The sequence below is a fragment of the Burkholderia sp. FL-7-2-10-S1-D7 genome (assembly GCF_001524185.1).
In the GTDB taxonomy this organism is placed as follows: Bacteria; Pseudomonadota; Gammaproteobacteria; order Burkholderiales; family Burkholderiaceae; genus Burkholderia; species Burkholderia diffusa.
Genome location: NZ_LOWY01000100.1, coordinates 88,715 through 111,199 on the forward strand (window position 1 = coordinate 88,715; position 22,485 = coordinate 111,199).

Below are 22,485 nucleotides of genomic sequence, written 5' to 3' on the forward strand. Positions count from 1 at the left end.
GTGCCGCTGCCCAGGCGTCGCGCCGTTCCGCTCGAACACCGATTTCCCCACGACCGCCGATGACGAACCTGACTCCCAACATCCTGATCCTGATGGCCGACCAGTTGACGCCGTTCGCGTTGCCGGCCTACGGCAATCGCGTTGCACGCACGCCGACGCTCGACCGGCTCGCCTCGCAAGGCGTGGTGTTCGATGCCGCGTATTGCGCGAGCCCGCTGTGCGCGCCATCGCGATTCTCGCTGCTGACCGGCAAGCTGCCGTCGGGTATTGGCGCCTACGATAACGCCGCCGAATTGCCGGCGCAAACGCTGACCTTCGCGCACTACCTGCGCGCGGGCGGCTACCGCACGATGCTGTCCGGAAAAATGCATTTCTGCGGCCCCGACCAGCTGCACGGCTTCGAGGAGCGGCTGACGACCGACATCTATCCCGCCGACTTCGGCTGGGTGCCCGACTGGGACCGCCCGACCGAGCGGCCGAGCTGGTATCACAACATGAGTTCGGTGCTCGAGGCCGGCCCGTGCGTGCGCACGAACCAGCTCGACTTCGACGACGAGGTCACGTTCGCGGCGAAGCAGAAGCTCTATGACGTCGCGCGCGAGCGTGCGGCCCGGCATGACGAGCGGCCGTTCTGCATGGTCGTCTCGCTGACGCATCCGCACGATCCGTATGCGATCACGCGCGAATACTGGGATCTGTACAGCGATGACGAGATCGACATGCCGGCCGTGCGGCTCGATGCGGCCGAGAGCGATCCGCATTCGCAGCGGCTGCGCTTCGTCTGCGAAAACGACCGCACGCCGCCGACCGACGCGCAGATCCGCGCCGCGCGCCGCGCGTATTACGGCGCGACGTCCTACGTCGACGCGCAGTTCGGCAGCGTGCTGGCCGCGCTCGACCAATGCGGGTTCGCCGACGACACGATCGTGATCGTCACGTCCGACCACGGCGACATGCTCGGCGAGCGGGGACTCTGGTACAAGATGACGTTCTTCGAGGGCGGCTGCCGCGTGCCGTTGATCGTCCACGCGCCGGGCCGTTTCGACGCCGCGCGCGTGCGCGGACCGGTATCGCACGTCGACCTGCTGCCGACGCTCGTCGACCTGGCTGGCGCGGCGCCGGCCGGCGGCTGGCCCGACGCGATCGACGGCGCGAGCCTGGTGCCGCATCTGCGGGGCGCGAGCGGGCACGACGTCGCGCTGGGCGAATACCTCGCGGAAGGGGCGGTCGCGCCGGTCGTGATGATCCGGCGCGGCGACTGGAAGTACGTGCATTGCCCGGCCGACCCCGACCAGCTCTACAACCTCGCCGACGATCCGCGCGAGCGTACGAATCTGGCCGGTCTGCCCGAAGCTGCCGACGTGCTCGCCGCATTCCGTGCGGAGGCGGCGCGGCGCTGGAACCTGCCGGCACTCGACGCCCAGGTGCGCGCGAGCCAGCGGCGGCGGCGGTTCCATTACGCCGCGACGACGCAGGGCCGCATCCAGGCATGGGACTGGCAACCGTTCACCGACGCAAGCCAGCGCTACATGCGCAATCACATCGAACTCGACACGCTCGAAGCGATGGCGCGCTTTCCGCGCGTCGGGCGCTGAACGTACCGCATCGCGGTCATTGACGAACGACGGAGGAAGCGAATCATGAAACGGCAATGCAATGCAGCAATCCGGAGGCTCGGCACGGCGCTCGCCGCGGCCGCGTGCGTGGTGGCGATGCAGTCCGCACACGCCGCCGATCCGCAGACGTGTCGCGACGTGAAGATGGCGGCGCCCGGCTGGACCGACATCGACGCGACGAACGCGATGGCCGGCGTCGTGCTGAAGGCGCTCGGCTACCGGCAGGACGTCGCGAACCTGTCGGTGCCGATCACGTACCAGGGCTTGAAGAAAGGGCAGGTCGACGTGTTCCTCGGCAACTGGATGCCCGCGCAGGCGCCGCTCGTGAAGCCGTTCGTCGACGAGAAGTCGATCGACGTGTTGCACGCGAACCTGAGCGGCGCGAAGTTCACGCTGGCCGTGCCCGACTACGTCGCGGCGGCTGGCGTGCGCACGTTCGCCGATCTCGCGCGCTACGCGGACCGCTTCGGCGACAAGATCTACGGGATCGAGCCCGGCGCGCCCGCGAACCAGAACATCAAGCGGATGCTGTCCGACCATGCGCTCGGGTCCGCGAACTGGTCGCTCGTCGAATCGAGCGAGACGGGGATGCTCACGCAGGTCGAGCGCGCGGTGCGGGACAAACGCTGGATCGTCTTTCTCGCGTGGGAGCCGCACCTGATGAACACGAAGTTCCACTTGACCTACCTGTCGGGCGGCGACGCGTATTTCGGCCCGAACTATGGCGGCGCGACCGTCAACACGGTGACGCGCCCGGGCTTTGCCGGCCAGTGCGCGAACCTGGCGCGGCTGTTCCGTCAGATGACGTTCTCCGTGGACGTCGAGAACCGGATGATCGCGGACATGCTCGACAACAAGACGTCGCCCGCGCTCGCGGCGCAGCACGTGCTGAAGGCCGACCCGGCGCTCGTCGAGGGCTGGCTCGATGGCGTGACGACCGCATCCGGCACGCCGGCCCTGCCGGCCGTGCGCGCGGCGCTCGACGCCCGCTGACCTGCCTCCGGGCGGCCGGTTTTTGCCGTGCGCCCGTCTCGGTGTTTTCCCGACCAGTCGCATCAAGACCATTTGGTGTCGCCTTCAGACTGGTGACATGAAATATGGGTTTGTATTTTTCGCCAATGGCTGCGTTATTGCGGAAAACGAAATGCCGAAGCCAGCGGGCGTACCGAATTCGAATCAGCCGGCGCATTGCTGCGCGCGCCAGGCCACGATTCTTTCCATCGAAGGGTTCAGGGAGGGTGGTCGACAATGAAGCAAAAGAAAGTTGCCGTAGCCGCCGCGCTGGCATGCGCGGCCTGTATTCCTGCCATCGGCCACGCGCAGAGCAGCGTGACGCTATACGGGATTCTCGATGCGGGCATTACGTACGTGAACAACACGGGCGGTTCGCACGTGGTCAAGTTCGATGACGGCGTTTCCTACGGGAACCGCTTCGGCCTGAAGGGCACGGAAGATCTCGGCGGCGGCCTGAAGGCCGTGTTCGCGCTCGAGAGCGGGTTCCACCTCGGCAACGGGCAGCTCGGCTTCGGCGGGGCGGAGTTCGGGCGGCAGGCTTATGTCGGTCTCCAGAACGACTGGGGTACGCTGTCGTTCGGCAACCAGCTGGACATCACCAACGAGCTCGTGTCGATCTACAACATCTCGGCATGGGGCAGCGGCTACGCGATCCACCAGGGCGACTTCGACCGCTTCAATGGCGACCGCCTGCCGAACTCGGTCAAGTTCCTGTCGAACGACCTGAGCGGCTTCAAGTTCGGCGCGATGTACTCGTTCGGCAACGTCGCCGGCAACTTCCATCGCAACAGCGCATGGAGCGCGGGCGCAAGCTACACGAAGGGCGACTTCTCGATCGGCGCCGCTTACACGCGCCTGAACAACCCGAACGGCAACTACGCGTTCGACCCGTACGCGATGATCGGCACGCATACGTTCCTCGGCCAGCAGACCGTGACCGTCGATCCGGCGACCGGCGCCCGCACCGACCTGTTCGCGAACACCGCGATGGACGTCGACAGCCAGGGCACGTTCGGCATCGGCACGAGCTACACGATCGGCAAGCTGACGCTCGACGCGAACTACTCGTACTCGACGATCAAGGGTTTCGGCCAGTCGTCGCACATGCAGGTGTATGAAGGCGGCGGCCTGTACCAGTTCACGCCGGCGCTGAGCTTCATCGCGGGCTACCAGCACACGCGCTTCGAAGGCCACCACTGGAACCAGGGCACGGCCGGCCTGCACTACCTCCTGTCGAAGCGTACCGACGTGTATATCTCCGGCGATTACCTGCGTGCTTCGCAGGGTGTCGATGCGGTGATCGGCTACAGCTTCACGCCGTCGACGACGCAGACGCAGGCCGATGTGCGGATCGGGATGCGGCATTCGTTCTGAGCGGGGTGGGGTAGTTCTTTCGACGTCTTCAGCGAGATCTCTCTTTGGCGCGAACCGCGGTTCGCGCTTTTTTTTTTTGTGCGGTGGGGTGCCGCGCGTGACGGACGCGCGCGAGACGAGGTTTCGGCGGTTGGCGATATCATCGCGGTTTGACGCGCCCCCGTGTCTCGCTGATCGCCCGCTCCCACACATCCCTCCGATGACCGCCCCGTTACCCGAATCCCGTTCGCCGTCGCCGTTACCCGCCAACCTGTTCCGCCACGCACCGTTCCAGCGCTTTTGGGGCACGCGCGTGATGTCGTCGCTCGCATTCCAGATCCTGTCGGTCGCGATCGGCTGGTACGTCTATGCGCTCACGCACAGCGCGTTCGCGCTCGGTCTCGTCGGGCTCGCGCAGTTCGTGCCGATGTTCGCGCTGACGCTCGTCGTCGGGCAGGTGGCCGACCGCTACGATCGCCGGCGCATCGCGACGATCTGCCAGAGCGTCGAGGCGCTGGCCGCCGGCGTATTCCTGCTTGGCGCCGCGAAAGGGGGGCTCACCGCACCGGGCGTGTATGCGCTGGCGGCGATCGTCGGCACCGCGCGCGCGTTCGAATCGCCGTCGGTGTCGTCGCTGCTGCCGGCCGTCGTGCCGCGCGGCGACCTGCCGCGCGCGACCGCGCTGTCGACATCCGCGAACCAGGCCGCGCAGATTCTCGGGCCGGCGTTCGGCGGGCTGCTGTATGGCGTCGGCGCGCCCGCCGCGTTCGGCACGAGCGTCGTCGCGTTCGCGATCGCGGCGGTGCTGAGCGGCACGATTCCGCTGCGCAGCGCGCCCCCCGCGCGCGAGCCGGTCACGCTGCGCTCGGTGTTTTCCGGTATCGCGTTCATCCGGCGCGAACCGGCGATCCTCGGTGCGCTGTCGCTCGACCTGTTCGCGGTGCTGTTCGGCGGCGCGACCGCGCTGTTGCCGATCTATGCGCGCGACATTCTGCAGGTCGGGCCGTGGGGGCTGGGCGCGTTGCGCGCGGCGCCCGCGGTCGGCGCACTCGCGGGCACGCTGTGGCTCACGCGTTTTCCGTTGAAGGGGCGGCCGGGCCGCGCGATGTTCGGCGGCGTGATCGCGTTCGGCATCGCAACCATCGTGTTCGGGCTGTCGAGGCATTTCGCGGTGTCGCTCGTCGCGCTGGCGGCGTTGGGTGCGTCGGACGTCGTGAGCGTCGTCGTGCGCCTGTCGCTCGTGCAACTGCGTACGCCCGACGACATGCTCGGCCGCGTGAGCGCGGTCAACTCGCTGTTCATCGGTACGTCGAACCAGCTCGGCGAATTCGAATCGGGGGTGACGGCGGCGTGGTGGGGCGCGCCGGCCGCGATCGTCGTCGGCGGCGCGGCGACGATCGCCGTCGCGCTGACATGGATGAAGCTGTTTCCTCAGCTGACCAACATGAAGTCGCTCGAACGCGACGCATGACACGCGTCAGGCATCCTGCGTCACGCGCACGGCCGTGCCGTAGCAGATGACTTCCGTCACGCCCGCCCCGATCTCGGTCGAGTCGTAGCGCATCGCGACGATCGCGTTCGCGCCGAGCTTGCGCGCGTCGGCGAGCATCTTGTCGAATGCCTGCTCGCGCGCCCTCTCGCACAGCGACGTGTAGAGCGTGATGTTGCCGCCGAAAATGGTCTGCAGCGACGCACCGAACGAGCCGACGATCGAGCGCGAACGCACGATGATGCCCTGCGCGACGCCGAGCGAACGGACGGTCGTGTGGCCGGGCAGGTCGAACGCGGTCGTGACGCGCTCGGGCGAGAGATCGTCGGCGGAGCGGGAGAGGTCGGTCATGGATGTGCACCGTGTTGCGGAAGTGATCGAACGACGATTCTATCCGGAACGGGAAACGCGCTCGAATGGGCGCGCACGACGCGCGCCCGGTGCGGCTCGAGGCGGAGGGGTTCCGTCAGCGCTTGACGGTTGCGCTGCCGTCACCGCCGAGATCGACGGCATACGCGAGCGCCAGCTTGCCGAACTTCAGCGCGTGGTTCGCCTGCCGGTCCGAATTCTCCAGCGTGTCGTTCACGGTATGGATGTACGGACTGTCGTTCTGGTCGGCCTCGAACGGGAAGGACGCCGGATAACCCTGCGCATTCCAGGACGCATGGTCCGAACAGGCATAGCCGCATTGCGACGTGCCGATCGCAAGTTCCGGCAGGTAAGTCTTCGCCAGGTTCGTCAGATAGGTGTTCTGCGCGGCGTTCGTGTAGTCGGTGATCAGGTAGATGTCTTTCGGATCGCCCTTGTAGTTCGTCATGTCCAGCTGCAGCACGCCAACCACGTTCGCATTCTGCGTGCGGAACTGCCTGGCGATCGCCTTCGATCCGAGCAGCCCGGCTTCCTCGGCCGCGTAGCCGACGAACTTGATCGTTCGCTTCGGCCGGTAGTCGTTCGCGAGCAGCACGCGCAGCGCTTCGGTCAGGCTCGCAATGCCGGACGCATCGTCGTCGGCGCCGGGCGAGCGCGTGTTTTCTGTCGTGCGGCCGACCGTCGAATCGAGGTGGCCGCCCAGCACGACCGTGCCCGCGGCGGGATCGCTGCCGCGGATCGTCAGGATCACGGATTTCTGCGGGAAGCCCGTATGCGCGAACTGCTCGACGGCGATGTCGGTGCGCGAGCCGGCCAGTTGCTTCCACTGCAGCGCGAGCCAGTCCGATGCGGCGACGCCGTGCGACGTCGTGTAGTAGCGGTTCGTGAAGCCGGACATCGATGCGATCGTGCCGACGATGTTACTGGCCTGCAGTTGCTGCACCCAGGTCTTGATCTGCGGCGCGTTCGACACCGTGTAAGCGGTCGCGGCCACCTGTTTCGCGCGCGCCGCCGGTACGGGCTGCAACGCCTGGCGTGCGTCGTCGAACGAGTCGTGCACGAGGTAGCCGGGCCCGTGGCCGCGCGCATGGTGTACCGCATGGGCGAGTTCGCCGAGCCGCGCGTCGTCGATCTCGACGACGTGCACGGTTTCGCGGCGCGCGGCGCCGTCGGCCGTCTTGCCGGCGTCGACCGTCGCGCTGTATTGCGCGGTCGCGCTCGCATCGATGCGTTGAAGCTGGCGGAAAGCGGTGTCGCCGAGCGTGATCCACACCGGCGTGGCGTGCGCGGCGGCGGTCAGCAGCATGCCGCCCAGCGCGGCGCTCAGGCGGGTCAATGTCAGAGTAGGCATGTTCGATCTCGTGAGGATGGCGATGTCGAGGAAGAGGGCGCGCCGCAGGTCGTGCGACGCCCCCCGCCTGCTGCGGCGTTACGACTTCTGCGGCACGGTCACGCCGTACGTGCAACTCTTGTTGTACGCATTGCCGATCGCCGTGAGCTGCGCGCTGCTGTAGCCGAGCGCGGCGGCGGCTGTCAGCACCGCTTGCGCGGCGGCCTTCTGGTTCGTCGAGCTGTTGGTCATCGACAGGCCCTTCAGGAACGCCTTGTCCATTGCCTGCGCGCCGATCGCGTCGCGCGCGACGAGGTTGCACGACGCCCAGTACTGGCCGGCCGTGTGGATCTCGGCGCCGCGTGCCTGCGCGTAGGTGCGCCCGACGTTCCAGTTCGTCACGCGGCCGCCCCAGTATTCGTTGTGGCCGTCCCAGTTGTAGACCCAGTGATACTGCGCGTCGGACGGGCTCCACTGGTTGAAGTCGCGGCTGTACGCGGCGGCGAGATAGTCGCCGGTGCCTTCCGACAGGCCTTCCTGCTGTGACAGGCCGCCGTTGGTCACCCAGTCGTGGATCCCGTGGCCGAGCTCGTGGATCACGACGTCCGCATCTTCCGCATCGTCGACACCGCCCTGCCCGAAGGTGAGCCGGCCGCTGCTCGACGAGTACGACGAGTTGTCGTCGCCCGATTCGCCGTGCGGGTCGTACTGCACGCCGCCCGTGTATTGGTACGGCATCGCCTTGATGCCGAGCGTCTGGTTCACGTAACGAAGGAACGTGTCGATGTGGTAGTACGCGTTCACCGCCTCGAAGTACAGGTTGCCGCGCGTGAACTCGAATGCGGGCGTGGCCTGTGCCGGGCACGCGTTGTCGCGCGGCGCATCGAAATCGACGCACGACGCATACGGGCCCGACAGCACGTAGCGTGAATTCGACTGCGCGAGATCCTTCAGCGTCACGCGTACGCGCGAGGCCGTGAGCTGCGTGGAGTCCGCATCGTTGTTGTCCTTGTAGCCCGTGCTGCCGTAGCTGCTCTTCGTCGACGAAAGCGGATCCGGCCGGAACACGAAACCGGTGCCGTCGGTCGCATAGAACGCCTTGTCCTCGGCGCGCAGCACTTCGCCGCTGCCCGCGTCGATCAGCAGTTCCCAGTCGCCCTTCGGGCCGTCCTGCGGGCGCCCGCGCACCTTCCACGCGGTATGCGTGCCGGCCTTGTCGACGAACGCGACGAGCTGCGCGTCGAGGTTCGTGAAGCCGCCGACGCCGAGATACGCGCGCGCGCGGTCGAGCGCCTGCTGCTGGTCGACCGCCTGCGCCTTGCGCGCGGTGGCGACCACGCCGTTGATCGTGTTGCTCGCGACGTACAGGATGCGGCCGTCCTTCGCGACCGTCACCGCGATGTCGCTGCCGTACACGGGCAGCCCGGCCGCCTGCTGCTGGAAGCGCACGACGGTGAAATCGGCGTCGTCGCGCTCCGACGTCACCGCGAGGCTCGCGAGCGCGGCTGGGTCGAGCCCGAGCTGCGTTGCCTGCGATGCGACGAAATCGCGCGCGGCGGCGGCGGGCGTGGCGGCCGCCTTCTTTGCGCGATACGCGGGGTTGTACAGGGTGACGGCGACGCCGTCCGCGCGGAACTGGCCGGCGGCCGTATCGGCCTTGGCCGCGGCCGGCGCCACGCCGCGCGTCAGGCTTTCGCGCAGGCTCGACGCCTGCGGGTTCGCGACCTTGGTATCGGCCGCGCTGCCGCCGACGATGCCGAAACCGAGCGCGAGACCCAGGGCGAGCGGCAATGCTTTGCGTGATGTCTGCATACGTGATCCTCATCTCAACGGTTGAACACGCCCGCGCGCTCGTGGCGAACAGGCACGACACGGCCCGCGCGCCGGCTCGATGGAGCCGGTGCGAGAAAGCGGTGCAGGGAGATTCGACTGACTGAGGAGAACTAAGCGTCAGGTCGAAACGAATCGAAGCGGAAAGGCGGCGGGGAAGCGAACGGAAGGCAGGTGCGGCGACGGCGAAGCGAGCATCGTCATGTCATACCCCTCGGATCGGCATTGATGGCGGTTTGGCAGCCTGCGTGGCGCGACGTGCGTCAGGCCCGGGCTCTCATCTCCTTAGGGCTGCCTATCTAATTGCGAGGTATGTTACAGAATATTTTTCGGTGACATTGCAATTTATTTTCGAAGGCCGCTTCGGTCCGTCGATCAATCGGCGGCATTGTTCATCGAATGACGGGAAACGTTGCCGAAGCGCGCAACAGCGCGCCGGATTGTATGTAAAAGCGGTGCTGCTCAGCGCGTCGCGCGGCGGTCGCTGCGCGGGCTCACGCCAAAACGCGTGCGATACGCGCGCGAGAAATGAGACGGCGATTCGAAGCCGCATGCGACGCAGACCGACGTGATGCTCATGTCGGTCTGCTGCAGCAGCTCGCGGGCGCGATCGAGGCGCAGGTTGAGGTAGAAGCGCGTCGGCGTGTCGTTCAGCGTCGCGCTGAACAGCCGCTCGAGCTGGCGCCGCGTGATCGACACGTCCTGCGCGAGCGCGTCCGAGCCGAGCGGGCTCTCCATATGCCGCTGCATCATGTCGATCACCTGGATCAGCTTGCGGTTGTGCACGCCGTAGCGCGCGGCGATCTCGAGCCGCTGGCTGTCCGAGCGTTGCCGGATGCGGCTGACGACGAACTGTTCGGAGATCGCCGCCGCGAGATCGGCGCCGTGCCGTCTCCCGATCAGGTCGAGCATCATGTCGATCGACGCGGTGCCGCCCGCGCACGTGATGCGCCGGTCGTCGATCTCGAACAGTTCCTGCGTCGCGTTCAGGCCCGGGTAGCGTTCGCGGAACGCGGCAAGCGCCTCCCAGTGCAGCGTGAGCGTTTGCGATGCGTCGAACAGCCCGGCTTCCGCGAGCACGAAGCTGCCGGTGTCGATGCCGCCGAGCGTCGCGCCGTGCCGGTTCTGGCGGCGCAGCCAGTCGCCGAGTGCGCGGTCGTAGCACACGAGCGGATCGAAGCCGGCGACGACGAATACCGTTTCGACCTGCGCGACGTCCGCGTACGCGGCTTCGGCGGCAACCGGGATGCCGTTGCTCGCGGCGACGGGCGCGCCGTCCGCGCTGATCACGTGCCAGCGGTACAGCTCGGTGCGAAAGCGGTTCGCGACGCGCAGCGGTTCGACCGCCGACATGAAGCCGAGCGCTGAGAAGCCGGGCAGCAACAGAAAGTGGAAATCCTCGGGCATCGGGGCGTGGGGTGGAATCGGGTGGTCGTCACGTCCGGGCGCGACGCAACGTGGCTCGGCGAGCGGGCAGGCACGCGCACGCCGCGCCCGGCTCGCGCAAGCCGAACGTTCAGCGCACGATTATCGCGGGTTTTGCCGGTGCTCAGCGCGTTTTGGCACCGCGCGCCGTCCGGCGCGCTGTCGTCGAAGGCAGTTCGCCGAACTGGGCCTTGTACGCGCTCGCAAAATGCCCGAGGTGGATGCGTGAGCAGATCGCCGAGTACGTTCGCGACATCGCTGCTCAGCCCGGACTGCGCACGCGCTGTATCGAACGTATCGGGCGCCGACAGCACGCGTTCGAGCAGCGTCGCGAACTGCACGCTCGGGCGCTCGCGCGCGGCGACCGGCACATCGACGACGCCGCGCCGCAACGCGCGCTCGTCGAGCCGGACATCGGCAGCATCCTCGATTTGCTGCATCAGCTCGGAATCGCCGACCACGCCGATCGGCGACATGTCGTCGGGAGAATGGAGTTCGAAAGGCGAGCCGCCGCGCGACGTTGCGGAATTCAATCGTGTCCATAGGGAGTTCTTCCCGGGGAGCAAGCCGTCACTATCGACCTCGCAGGCGACGAACATGGCGGGCACCAGGATCGAGATCGAGGCGATTGCCTGCAGGCCTTGAGCGCGGGAAATGCCGGAAAACCGACGCGAGTCGGTCTTGCAAGCGACGCGGCCGGATGCGCCGACACATGCGCGACGTCATTGCTTCGTGCGTGCACCGCACAAAACACGCAAATCCCCAACGTCAGACTGCATTCGTTAGAATCGTTCGTCGTCAAGGCAATCATGCAGATTTGCATAGGCGCAGCGGTAGCCACTCACGAATACCGCGCCCCTCATCCCATGCTTCATCCTTTACCGGAGGCGAACGTGCCAGGATTACTTCCCGATGTCGACCGCGACGGGCTCCTCGAATATTCGGTGGTGTACACCGACCGGTCGATCAATCACATGTCGCAGCGCTTTCAGGGCGTCATGCGCGATATTTCCGCCGCGCTGAAGAAGGTCTACAACGCGAAGGCGGCCGTCATCGTCCCGGGCAGCGGGACGTTCGGCATGGAAGCCGTGGCCCGGCAGTTCGCGACGAACAAGAAGTGTCTGGTCATCCGCAACGGCTGGTTCAGCTTCCGCTGGTCGCAGATTTTCGACATGGGCAGCATTCCGTCCGAATCGATCGTGTTGAAGGCGCGTCCCGTCGAATCAGGCAGGCAGGCGGCGTTTGCGCCGGCTCCGATCGAAGAAGTCGTCGCCGCGATTCAGGAGCACAAGCCGGATCTGGTGTTCGCTCCGCACGTCGAAACCGCCTCCGGGATGATGTTGCCCGATGCGTATCTGCGCGCGGTGGCCGACGCCGTGCATGCGGTCGGCGGCATGTTCGTGCTGGATTGCATCGCGTCCGGCACGATCTGGGTCGATATGGAGAAGAGCGGTGTCGACGTGCTAATCAGCGCGCCGCAAAAGGGCTGGAGCGCGTCGCCGGGTTGCGCACTGGTCATGCTCAGCCCGCTCGCTCGCGAGCGCATCGATGCGACGACCAGCACCAGTTTTGCCTGCGATCTGCGCAAGTGGCTGCAGATCATGGAAGCCTACGAGAACGGTGGCTTCGCGTACCACGCGACGATGCCCACGGACAGCCTTGCGACGCTGCGCGATGTCATCAAGGAAACGGAAGCATACGGCTTCGACAAGGTGCGGGCGGAACAGCTCGAACTCGGCACGCGCATTCGCGCGTTGCTGGCCGAGAAGGGTTTCAGGAGCGTGGCGGCGCCAGGCTTCGAGGCGCCTGGCGTCGTGGTCAGCTACACCGACGATGACGACATCCGGTCCGGCAAGAAATTCGTCGATGTCGGCGTGCAGATCGCGGCCGGTGTGCCGCTGCAATGCGATGAGCCGGCGGATTTCAAGACGTTCCGCATCGGCTTGTTTGGTCTCGACAAGCTGCATGACGTCGATGCTGCGGTCCGGAGGTTTGCTAGCGCGTTGGAACGGATTCTGTAGGGCGCGCCTTCGATCCAAGGGTCGGTCGCATGGTGCGCTCGACACGATCGAGCCCATCGAAGTGATGTGCCATCCGAACGATCGACCGAGGTCGGAAGCCGCCAGACTCGGCGGCGGCTTCCGACCCGAACGAGCCGACGCATAGTGGCGGCTGCACGCCCCGCATCGGGTCGCACCACGGACGCTGCTATTCGTACAAGCACGGTTGGCGGTTCGTCGATGTACGCAATCGTTGCGTTCATCGCCATGTCTCGCGAACAGGGGCGGCTGCCGAAGCTGGCGCCGATTGCCGGCGATCCTGATACCTGAATCGCGGATATCGTTTTTCAGCGGACCACAGCCCGATGACCGACGGGGTCGGCCGTAGCCGACCCGCATCAACCGCAATTACACGGCCGCGTTGCGATTCGCCTCGATCACCGTCAACGCCGTCATGTTCACGATCCGTCGCACGGTCGCACTGGACGTGAGAATGTTCACCGGCCCATTGACCCCCAGCAGGAACGGCCCGACCGCAACGTTACTGCCGGCCTCGGTCTTGAGCAGGTTATAGGCGATATTCCCCGCATCCACGTTCGGACACACGAGCAGGTTCGCCGCGCCCTTCAGCGGCGACATCGGCAGAAGCCGCGACCGCAGCGCCTCGTCGAGCGCACAGTCGCCGTGCATTTCGCCATCCGCCTCGATATCCGGCGCATGCGCGCGAATGATTTCGAGCGCCCGGCGCATCTTCACGCCCGAAGCCGCGCTCCCGGACCCGAAGTTTGACCGCGACAGCAACGCAGCCTTCGGCGAGAGATTCAGCCACTCCATCTGCCGCGCGGCCGCGATCGTGAATTCCGCGATCTGCTCCGCATCCGGGTTGTCGTTGACGTGCGTATCGACCAGCGCGACCGTCCGCTGATTGAGCAGCAGGATGTTCATCGCGGCGTAGGTCGACGCATCGGGCTTCTTGCCGATGACTTCGTCCACGAACCGCAGGTGATTGTGATACTCGCCGACCGTCCCGCAGATCATCCCGTCCGCATCGCCGAGCCGCACCATCATCGCGCCGATCAGCGTCAGGCGGCGCCGCATTTCGACGCGCGCCATTTCCTTCGAGATGCCGTCGCGGCAGCGCAATTCCCAATACGTCGTCCAGTATTGCGGGAAACGTTCGTCATATTCCGGATTGGTCACTTCGACATCCTGACCGAGACGCAGGCGCAGGCCGAATCGCTCGATACGCGCGAGCAGCACCTCCGGACGCCCGACCAGGATCGGACGCGCGAGCTTCTCGTCGACGATCACCTGCACCGCGCGCAGCACGCGCTCGTCTTCGCCCTCGGTGAACACGATGCGTGCCTTGCCGCCGTCACGCACGAGCTGACGCGCGGTCGCGAACAGCGGCTTCATGAACGCGCCAGAGTGGTAGACGAACTGCTGCAACTGCTCGACATACGCGTCGAGATCCGCGAGCGGGCGCGTCGCCACACCGCCTTCGATCGCGGCCTTGGCCACGGCCGGCGCGATACGCACGATCAGGCGCGGATCGAACGGCTTCGGAATCAGGTATTGCGGACCGAAGGACACTTCGTCGCCGCCATAGGCCGCCGCGACGATGTCGTTCTGCTCTTCCTGCGCGAGGCCGGCAATCGCGTGAACCGCGGCGATTTCCATTTCGCGGGTGATCGTCGTTGCGCCCACATCCAGTGCGCCGCGGAAAATGTACGGGAAGCAGAGAACGTTGTTGACCTGGTTCGGGAAATCCGAGCGGCCCGTCGCGATCACGACGTCGTCGCGCGTCGCATGCGCGAGTTCGGGGAAGATTTCCGGCGTCGGATTGGCGAGCGCGAGAATCAGCGGACGCGCGGCCATCGCCTTCAGCATCTCCGGCTTCAGAATGCCGCCGACCGACAGCCCGAGGAACACGTCGGCGCCGCCGATCACTTCGGACAGCGTGCGCGCGTCGGTTTCCTGCGCGAAGCGTTCCTTGGCGGGATCCATCAGCGTGGTGCGACCGCGATAGACGACGCCTTCGATATCCGTCGCCCAGATGTTCGCGACCGGCAGCCCGAGGTCGACGAGCAGGTCCAGACAGGCCAGCGCCGCGGCACCGGCGCCCGACGTCACGACCTTCACGTCGGAAATCGACTTCCCGACCACCTTCAGCCCGTTGATGAACGCGGCGGCCACGGTAATGGCGGTGCCGTGCTGGTCGTCGTGGAAGACGGGAATCTTCATGCGCTCGCGCAGCTTGCGCTCGACGGTGAAGCACTCCGGCGCCTTGATGTCCTCGAGGTTGATCCCACCGAAGGTGGGCTCGAGGCCGGCGATGATGTCGACGAGCTTGTCCGGATCGGTCTCGTTGATCTCGATGTCGAACACGTCGATTCCCGCGAACTTCTTGAACAGCACGGCCTTGCCTTCCATGACCGGCTTCGACGCGAGCGCGCCGATGTTGCCCAGACCCAGCACGGCGGTGCCGTTGGTGATGACGCCCACCAGATTCCCGCGGCTCGTGAAGCGATGCGCGTTCAGCGGCTCGGCGGCGATCGATTCGCACACGCTGGCGACGCCGGGCGTGTAGGCGAGCGCGAGATCGCGCTGCGTCACGAGCGGCTTGCTGGCGACGACGGAGATCTTCCCCGGGGTCGGAAACTCGTGATAGTCGTACGCGGCCTGCTGCTGAGTCTCTGTCTGTTTCATGTTTTTGGGTCCGGGCGTGCGCGCCAGGCCAGTCCCGACGCGATCCATGAGGTGATTCTAGGGATCGGCCATAAGGAGATGATTCTGTTTTAATATCGGTCCATCACTTTTTCATGATGATGTGGCGGTCCGGCAATGACATTCGACGCAAACGACGCGGTCAGGCGGCTCGGTGCGCGCCTGAAGATGCGGCACCTGATGCTGTTGCTGCAGATCCAGCAGCACGGGTCGCTCACGCGCGTCGCGGAGCACATGGCCAGCAGCCAGCCCGCCGTGACGAACGCGCTGTCCGAGCTGGAAAGCATGTTCGGCACGCCGCTGTTCGAGCGCTCGTCGCGCGGGATGCGGCCGACCGCGCTCGGTTCGGTCGTGCTCGAGCGCGCCAGGGCGATGCTGAAGGACCTCGACCATCTCGCCCGCGAGATGGAGGCGGTCGCCGCCGGCCACGCGGCCCACCTGCATATCGGCGTGATTCCGTTCATCTCGGGCCAGATGCTGTCGGCCGCGCTCAAGCGGCTGCAATCCCGGATGGAGCGGCGCCTGACCGTGACGATCCACGAAGGCACCAGCGACCAACTGCTGCTCCAGCTCAAGGACCACGGCGTCGATCTCGTCATCGGGCGGGCGTCGTCGGCGGTCGATCTGGGCCAGGTCTCCTTCGAAGTCCTGTACCAGCAGCAGCCCCGGATGATCGCGAGCCGGCGCCTCGCCGCGAAACTGGCCCGCATGAAGCTCGACTGGGAGAAGCTGCACGAGCTGGACTGGATTCTCGGCGCGCCGCATACGCCGATGCGGGAGCAGGTGACCGACCTGTTCCTGTCGGCCGGCATCGCGCCGCCCGTGCCGATCGTCGAAAGCTACTCGTCGAAGCTGATCGGCGAAATGATCGCATCGAGCGACGACGCCGTATCGATCGTGCCGACCGATATCGCGGAAGAAATGGTGCGCATCGCCGGCGTGGCGATCGTGCCTTACTCGCTGGTCTGGACGCTGCCGCCCATCGCGCTGTTTACCCGCGCGGCCGAATCGCATGCGCCGACGCGGGATCTGCTCGTCCAGGCGCTGCGCGAGATCTGCAGGGAAACCTACGTCGAGGTACCGCGATAACGCGTCGGGCGCCGGCCCGCACCCGCCCGGCCGGAATCGGCGCCAAGCCCGCTCCGGCATCGCCGCCGACGCACGCTCCGTCGGCATTCGTTACGCCGCATCCGGACAAACCCGTCTTCACAGTAATTTGCCTCAAACCCCCGCCATACAAGCCATTGCCAACGCGTAGTGGTTTTCACCCATAGTCGCAAATAGTCAAGAAAAGGTCGCGGCCGGTCGTCTTTCGACCAATATGGCTCGTTACTTTTACTCCCACGATGCAGGCCGGGACGCACTCCGCGAACCCGTCGGACATCGGTCCAATCGGGAGAGAAACCATGAAGTCGACAAAGATCGCCGCGTTCGTCGCGGTCCTGCTGGCGACCGGCGCATTCGCGACCGCGGCGCACGCCGAAACGGATGCCGCGACCTGCCGCAACGTACGCTTCGCGGATATCGGCTGGACCGACATCACGTCCACCACGGCGCTCGCCTCGACCGTGTTCGAAGGGCTCGGCTACAAGCCGACGACCACCATTGCATCGGTGCCGATCTCGTTCGCCGGCCTGAAGAGCAAGCAGCTCGACATCTCGCTCGGCTACTGGTGGCCGGTGCAGCAAAAGCAGCTCCAGCCGTTCCTCGACAGCAAGTCGATCAACGTGGTCGAGCCGCCGAACCTGTCGGGCGCGAAGGCGACGCTCGCGGTGCCGAGCTACGCATACCAGGCCGGCCTGAAGAGTTTCGAGGACATCGCGAAACACCGCGCGGAACTCGACGGCAAGATCTACGGGATCGAACCGGGCAGCAGCGCGAACGCGACGATCCAGAAGATGATCGACACGAATCAATACGGTCTCGGTGGCTTCAAGCTGGTCGAATCGAGCGAAGCCGGGATGCTCGTCACGGTCGAGCGCGCGATCCGCGATAAGAAGTGGGTCGTGTTCCTCGGCTGGGAACCGCATCCGATGAACATCCAGATCAGCATGAACTACCTGTCCGGCGGCGATGCGAGTTTCGGCCCGAACTATGGCGAAGCGCGCGTGTACACGCTGACGGCGCCCGACTTCATCTCGCGCTGCCCCAACGCAGGCAAGCTCGTCGAGAACCTGCGCTTCACGACGCAGCTCGAGAACCAGCTGATGCAGTCGGTGATGAACAAGACGAAACCGGCGGACGCCGCGAAGGCATATCTGAAGAAGAATCCGCAGGTGCTCGATGCCTGGCTCGCCGGCGTCAAGACGTTCGACGGCAAGGACGGCCTGCCTGCCGTAAAGGCGTATCTCGGCCTATAACGGCCCGTGCGCGCCGCAAGCGGGCGGCGCGCATCGGCAAATGATCTGCAGTACGACAGAAATCGAGCGACACGAACCGAATCAAGCGAGGGCATTCAGCATGAACCACGAAGTCATCATCACCTGCGCGGTGACCGGCGCGGGCGATACCGTCGGCAAGCATCCGGCGATTCCGGTCACGCCGAAGGAAATCGCGGCCGCCGCGATCGAAGCGGCGAAGGCCGGCGCGACAGTTGCGCACTGCCACGTGCGCGATCCGCAGACGGGCCGCGGCAGCCGCGACCCGAACCTGTACCGCGAAGTGGTCGACCGGATCCGCTCGGCAGACGTCGACGTGATCATCAACCTGACGGCCGGCATGGGCGGCGATCTGGAGATCGGCCCGGGCGAGGACCCGATGCGCTTCGGCAAGGGCACCGATCTTGTCGGCGGCCTCACGCGCCTCGCGCACGTCGAGGAACTGCTGCCGGAAATCTGCACGCTCGATTGCGGCACGCTGAATTTCGGCGACGGCGACTACATCTACGTATCGACACCCGCGCAACTGCGCGCCGGCGCGAAGCGCATCCAGGAACTCGGCGTGAAGCCGGAGCTGGAAATCTTCGATACGGGCCATCTGTGGTTCGCGAAGCAATTGCTGAAGGAAGGGCTGCTCGACGATCCGCCACTGTTCCAGCTGTGCCTCGGCATTCCGTGGGGCGCGCCGGCCGACACCGGCACGATGAAGGCGATGGTCGACAACCTGCCGCCGGGCGCGCACTGGGCCGGCTTCGGGATCGGCCGCATGCAGATGCCGATGGTCGCGCAGGCGATGCTGCTCGGCGGTCACGTGCGCGTCGGCCTCGAAGACAACATCTGGCTCGATCGCGGCGTGCATGCGACCAACGGCACGCTCGTCGAGCGTGCACGGGAAATCGTCGAGCGCCTCGGCGGCCGCGTGCTGACGCCGGCCGAAGGGCGTCGCAAGCTCGGCCTGCCGGCGCGCGGCGAGCGTCTGCTCGAACGCCGCGCGGTGGCCGAATTCGCGTGAGCGTTCACGGCTGATTCCGATTCAATGCGGCGGCGCGCACGAGCGCGGCCGCCGTTCGATTTCCCTCGATCTGAAGGATGCATTGACATGGCAGTGAAGACCGACATCAAGACGTTCGCCGCGATCGGCACCGGTGTGATCGGCAGCGGATGGATTTGCCGTGCGCTCGCGCACGGTCTCGACGTGGTCGTGTGGGACCCCGCGCCGGGCGCCGAGGCGCGGTTGCGCGCGAACGTCGCGAATGCCTGGCCTGCGCTCGAACGCGTCGGCCTCGCACCGGGCGCCGATCCCGCACGGCTGCGCTTCGAGTCGACGATCGAGGCCTGCGTCGCCGACGCGGACTTCATCCAGGAAAGCGCGCCCGAGCGCGAGGCGCTGAAGCTCGAACTGCACGAACAGATCAGCCGCGCGGCGAAGCCCGACGCGATCATCGCGTCATCGACATCGGGGCTGCTGCCGACCGACTTCTACGCGCGCGCGACGCATCCGGAGCGCTGCGTGGTCGGCCATCCGTTCAATCCGGTCTACCTGCTGCCGCTCGTCGAGGTGCTCGGCGGCGCGCGCACGTCGCCGGAAGCGGTCGAGGCGGCGATGGCGATCTATCGCAAGCTCGGCATGCGGCCGCTGCACGTGCGCAAGGAGGTGCCGGGCTTCATCGCGGACCGGCTGCTCGAAGCGCTGTGGCGCGAGGCGCTCCATCTCGTCAACGAAGGCGTCGCGACGACTGGCGAGATCGACGATGCGATCCGTTTCGGCGCGGGCATCCGCTGGTCGTTCATGGGCACGTTCCTGACCTACACGCTCGCTGGCGGCGACGCAGGCATGCGACACTTCATGCAGCAGTTCGGCCCCGCGCTCGAACTGCCATGGACGAAGCTGGTCGCGCCGAAGCTGACCGACGAACTGATCGACAGCGTCGTCGAAGGCACGAGCGAGCAGCAGGGCACGCGCAGCATCAAGGAACTCGAACGCTATCGCGACGAGTGCATCACCGAGGTGCTGAAGGCGATCGCCGCGGTGAAGGCGCGGCACGGGATGCGATTCGAGGACTGAACCAACATGACCGGCGATACCCCGCTGACGATTTACCACGACGTCGTGCGGCCCGAGTGGGTCGACTACAACGGCCACCTGCGCGACGCGTTCTATCTGCTGATCTTCAGCTTCGCGACCGATGCGCTGCTCGAGCGCATCGGCCTCGACGACGCCGCGCGTCGCGAGCGGTGCCGTTCGGTCTACACGCTCGAGGCGCACGTGAACTATCTGCAGGAGATCAAGGAGGGCACGCGCGTGCGCGTTGACGCGCGGGTGCTCGCGCACGACGCGAAGCGGCTGCATCTGTATCTCGAGCTGTTCGCACACGGCCATGACGGCGCGGTGTCGGCGAGCGAGCAGATGCTGCTGCACGTCGACACGCGCGACGGCGCGAAATCGGCGCCGTTCGACGACGACGTCGCCGCGCGCGTGGCCGAACTGCATGCGTTGCAGCGCGATTGCGCGGCGCCCGCGTATGCGGGCCGCGTGATCGGACTGCCGCCGCGTCGCTAGCGTCGGCGTTCAACTTTCGACCGTCGACTGCGGAGCGCACACGATGCTCGAACCGGAAATCGCGGCGTTCGTTGCGGCCGTCGACGCGTGGTATCCGGCCGACGCGGCGGCGCGCTCGCCCGTCGAGCAACGCCGCGTCTACGATCGCTTCGCGGCCGCATGGACGCCCGCCGAACTGCCGGCCGGCATCGTGCGGCACGACGCCGTGTGGCATGCACCGGACGGACGCGCGATCGCGCTACGGCGCTACGCACCCGCGCAGGGCGAGCCGCGCGGCACCGTGCTGTTCTTTCATGGCGGCGGCTTCGTCGTCGGCTCGCTCGACAGTCACGCGCTGATCACGGCGCAACTGGCGGCCGACACGGGGCTTGCCGTCATCGCGGTCGACTACCGGCTCGCGCCCGAGCATCGTGCGCCGGCCGCGCTCGAGGATTGCCTGGCCGTCACGTGTGCCGCGCGCGACGCGGTCCGCTGGCCGTTCGACTCGTGCGCGCGACCGCTGACACTCGCGGGCGACAGCGCGGGCGGCAATCTCGCGGCGGCCGTCGCGACCGCGCTGCGCGACGCGGGCGAAGGCGGCATCGACGGGATCGCACTCGTATATCCGATGCTCGGCATCGAACCGCAATCGCCGGCGCGCGAAACGGAAGCGCACGCGCCGATGCTGACGCTCGACGACGTCCATCGTTATCGCGCGCTGTACTGGGGCGATGCGGATGAAACCGCATTGAACGACGATCCGCTGCTGCGTGCATCGGTGCCGCTCGCGGCGTCGCACTTCGACGGGCTGCCGCCCATGCTCGCGATCGGCGCTGAACACGATCCGCTGCGCGACGATGCGCGCGTCTATGTCGAACGAATCCGTGCGGCCGGCGGCGCCGCGCGTTACTGGAGGGGAGAGGGGCTGGTGCATGGCTGCTGGCGCGCGCTCGGAACGAGCCCGCAGGCGGCGCGGATGCACCGGATGATCGGCGGGTTTCTGCTCGCACCACACGCGTAGCAGGCGTTTCCGGGAGACAACGATGCAGGCAGCGCAACACCGTATCGAGGACTGGCGGACCTATTCCGCCGACGCGGCCATTGCGGCGGCGACGATTGGCGATGGAGCGGTGAACGTCGAGTGGAGCGACACGCGACGATCGCCGTTTCACTTCGACTGGCTGCGCGACAACTGCGCGTGTTCCGCGTGCGTGCATGCGCTCACGCGCGAACAGGTGTTCGAGATCGCCGACGCGCGCGAGGATCTGTCGGCGCTCGCCGTGCATGTCGACACCGACGGCGCGCTGCATGTCGAGTGGAACGACGGGCATCGCAGTACCTGGTCGCCGGGATGGTTGCGCGCGCATGCATACGACGATGCGTCGCGCGCGGAACGCCAGGCCGCGCACGGGCGGCACGTGTGGGCCGGCGACGATGCGACGGCGATCGGGGTGTTCGCGTGGCGTGACGTGATGGAGGACGACGGCGCGTTGCGCGCGTGGCTCGCCGCGTTGCAGCGCACGGGGTTGACGCTCGTCGAGGGCGTGCCGGCCGAACGCGGCCGGGTCGACGAGATCGCGCGTCGTGTCGGTCTGATCCGCGAAAGCAATTTCGGCGTGCTGTTCGATGTCGAGTCGAAGCCGCGACCGGACAGCAATGCCTATACGTCGCTCAACCTGCCGCCGCACACCGACCTGCCGACGCGTGAATTGCAGCCGGGCGTGCAGTTCCTGCATTGCCTCGCGAACGACGCAACCGGCGGAGACAGCATCTTCCTCGACGGCTTTGCGCTCGCGGAAGCGCTGCGGCGCGACTATCCGGCCGATTTCGAACACCTTGCCTCGACGCCGTTCGAGTTCTGGAACAAGAGTGCGAACAGCGACTACCGCTGCTCGGCGCCGGTGATCGGCCTCGATGCACGCGGCAACGTGACGGAAGTGCGCGTCGCGAATTTCCTGCGCGGGCCGCTCGATGCGCCGGCCGGATCGGTCGCGGCCATCTACCGCGCGTACCGGCGGTTTCTCGGGCTCGCGCGCGAGCCACGTTTCCGGGTGCAGCGCCGGCTGCGGGCGGGCGACATGTGGGCGTTCGACAACCGGCGCGTGCTGCATGCGCGCACCGAGTTCGATCCGTCGACGGGCCGCCGGCATCTGCAGGGCTGTTACGTCGATCGCGACGAACTGCTGTCGCGCTGGCGCGTGCTGTCGCGTGCGGCGCCTGCGGCAGCCGCGGGGCGTTGACCGGCGCATACGGCATCGCCACGCATACCTCGTGGCGGAAAAAGCGCCCGGACGCAGCGCGCCCGGGCGAAGCCACCCGCTGCCGGGCGGCGGAGGTTTGCGTTTCACAAAAAAAGACGAGCCCGCATCAGGGGCTCGTCCGGGTACAGCTTCGTCGCGCCGGGCGCGGTGCGCC

The 22,485-nt window shown here is 66.7% G+C and carries 17 protein-coding genes and 1 pseudogene; 12 read left to right on the forward strand and 6 right to left on the reverse strand.

Features of this window, described 5'->3' with window-relative positions; genetic code table 11:
* The first annotated feature begins 59 nt into the window (after window positions 1-59).
* The 4 genes from betC to WS75_RS28495 all read left to right on the forward strand — a co-directional run bounded on the left by betC (window position 60) and on the right by WS75_RS28495 (window position 5,454).
* Window positions 60-1,595: a choline-sulfatase gene (betC, locus tag WS75_RS28480; protein WP_059685604.1), complete on the forward strand. Its 1,536-nt coding sequence runs from the start codon at window positions 60-62 to the stop codon at window positions 1,593-1,595.
* Window positions 1,596-1,640: 45 nt separating this feature from the next.
* The gene (gene choX, locus WS75_RS28485) at window positions 1,641-2,609 is read left to right on the forward strand and encodes a choline ABC transporter substrate-binding protein (RefSeq protein WP_059685607.1); all 969 of its coding nucleotides are present in this window, start codon (window positions 1,641-1,643) and stop codon (window positions 2,607-2,609) included.
* Between the two features lie 255 nt (window positions 2,610-2,864).
* Window positions 2,865-4,004, forward strand: a complete 1,140-nt coding sequence (locus tag WS75_RS28490; RefSeq protein WP_059685609.1) for a porin — start codon at window positions 2,865-2,867, stop codon at window positions 4,002-4,004.
* 199 nt (window positions 4,005-4,203) lie between these two features.
* Entirely contained in the window at window positions 4,204-5,454 is a 1,251-nt protein-coding gene (locus tag WS75_RS28495) for an MFS transporter (protein WP_059685611.1), read from the forward strand.
* A gap of 6 nt (window positions 5,455-5,460) precedes the next feature.
* On the opposite strand, the gene WS75_RS28500 is transcribed toward WS75_RS28495, so the two are convergent.
* From WS75_RS28500 to WS75_RS33060, 5 genes and pseudogenes are all read right to left on the reverse strand, one after another.
* On the reverse strand, window positions 5,461-5,823 hold the full coding sequence (locus tag WS75_RS28500; RefSeq protein ID WP_059685613.1) for a YbjQ family protein: 363 nt from the start codon (window positions 5,821-5,823) through the stop codon (window positions 5,461-5,463).
* Between the two features lie 115 nt (window positions 5,824-5,938).
* A complete protein-coding gene (locus WS75_RS28505) occupies window positions 5,939-7,192 on the reverse strand; it encodes a M20/M25/M40 family metallo-hydrolase (protein ID WP_059685615.1) in 1,254 nt (417 codons plus the stop codon).
* Window positions 7,193-7,270: 78 nt separating this feature from the next.
* Window positions 7,271-8,983 carry a M36 family metallopeptidase gene (locus WS75_RS28510; RefSeq protein WP_059685618.1) on the reverse strand — a complete coding sequence of 571 codons (1,713 nt, stop codon included), beginning with the start codon at window positions 8,981-8,983 and terminating at the stop codon, window positions 7,271-7,273.
* A gap of 480 nt (window positions 8,984-9,463) precedes the next feature.
* Complete coding sequence (locus WS75_RS28515; protein WP_059685620.1) at window positions 9,464-10,408, reverse strand: GlxA family transcriptional regulator; 945 nt, start codon at window positions 10,406-10,408, stop codon at window positions 9,464-9,466.
* Between the two features lie 142 nt (window positions 10,409-10,550).
* Window positions 10,551-10,944 (reverse strand): annotated as a pseudogene (locus tag WS75_RS33060) (hypothetical protein); the annotation flags it as partial.
* A 375-nt stretch (window positions 10,945-11,319) separates the two neighbouring features.
* Here WS75_RS33060 and WS75_RS28525 point away from each other — a divergent pair.
* Entirely contained in the window at window positions 11,320-12,447 is a 1,128-nt protein-coding gene (locus WS75_RS28525) for an aminotransferase class V-fold PLP-dependent enzyme (protein WP_059685624.1), read from the forward strand.
* Window positions 12,448-12,834: 387 nt separating this feature from the next.
* On the opposite strand, the gene WS75_RS28530 is transcribed toward WS75_RS28525, so the two are convergent.
* The gene (locus WS75_RS28530) at window positions 12,835-15,135 is read right to left on the reverse strand and encodes an NADP-dependent malic enzyme (RefSeq protein ID WP_059686340.1); all 2,301 of its coding nucleotides are present in this window, start codon (window positions 15,133-15,135) and stop codon (window positions 12,835-12,837) included.
* A 135-nt stretch (window positions 15,136-15,270) separates the two neighbouring features.
* Here WS75_RS28530 and WS75_RS28535 point away from each other — a divergent pair, with 135 nt between their 5' ends.
* The 7 genes from WS75_RS28535 to WS75_RS28565 all read left to right on the forward strand — a co-directional run bounded on the left by WS75_RS28535 (window position 15,271) and on the right by WS75_RS28565 (window position 22,310).
* Complete coding sequence (locus WS75_RS28535; RefSeq protein ID WP_059685627.1) at window positions 15,271-16,242, forward strand: LysR substrate-binding domain-containing protein; 972 nt, start codon at window positions 15,271-15,273, stop codon at window positions 16,240-16,242.
* A 317-nt stretch (window positions 16,243-16,559) separates the two neighbouring features.
* On the forward strand, window positions 16,560-17,513 hold the full coding sequence (locus WS75_RS28540; protein ID WP_059685628.1) for a choline ABC transporter substrate-binding protein: 954 nt from the start codon (window positions 16,560-16,562) through the stop codon (window positions 17,511-17,513).
* Window positions 17,514-17,613: 100 nt separating this feature from the next.
* The gene (locus tag WS75_RS28545) at window positions 17,614-18,543 is read left to right on the forward strand and encodes a 3-keto-5-aminohexanoate cleavage protein (protein WP_006484708.1); all 930 of its coding nucleotides are present in this window, start codon (window positions 17,614-17,616) and stop codon (window positions 18,541-18,543) included.
* Between the two features lie 87 nt (window positions 18,544-18,630).
* Window positions 18,631-19,596, forward strand: coding sequence for an L-carnitine dehydrogenase (locus WS75_RS28550; protein ID WP_059685629.1), 966 nt, complete (start codon window positions 18,631-18,633; stop codon window positions 19,594-19,596).
* A 6-nt stretch (window positions 19,597-19,602) separates the two neighbouring features.
* On the forward strand, window positions 19,603-20,091 hold the full coding sequence (locus tag WS75_RS28555) for a thioesterase family protein (RefSeq protein ID WP_059685631.1): 489 nt from the start codon (window positions 19,603-19,605) through the stop codon (window positions 20,089-20,091).
* A 43-nt stretch (window positions 20,092-20,134) separates the two neighbouring features.
* Window positions 20,135-21,091, forward strand: coding sequence for an alpha/beta hydrolase (locus WS75_RS28560; RefSeq protein WP_059685636.1), 957 nt, complete (start codon window positions 20,135-20,137; stop codon window positions 21,089-21,091).
* Window positions 21,092-21,113: 22 nt separating this feature from the next.
* Window positions 21,114-22,310: a TauD/TfdA family dioxygenase gene (locus tag WS75_RS28565; protein WP_059685639.1), complete on the forward strand. Its 1,197-nt coding sequence runs from the start codon at window positions 21,114-21,116 to the stop codon at window positions 22,308-22,310.
* Window positions 22,311-22,485: the final 175 nt, after the last annotated feature.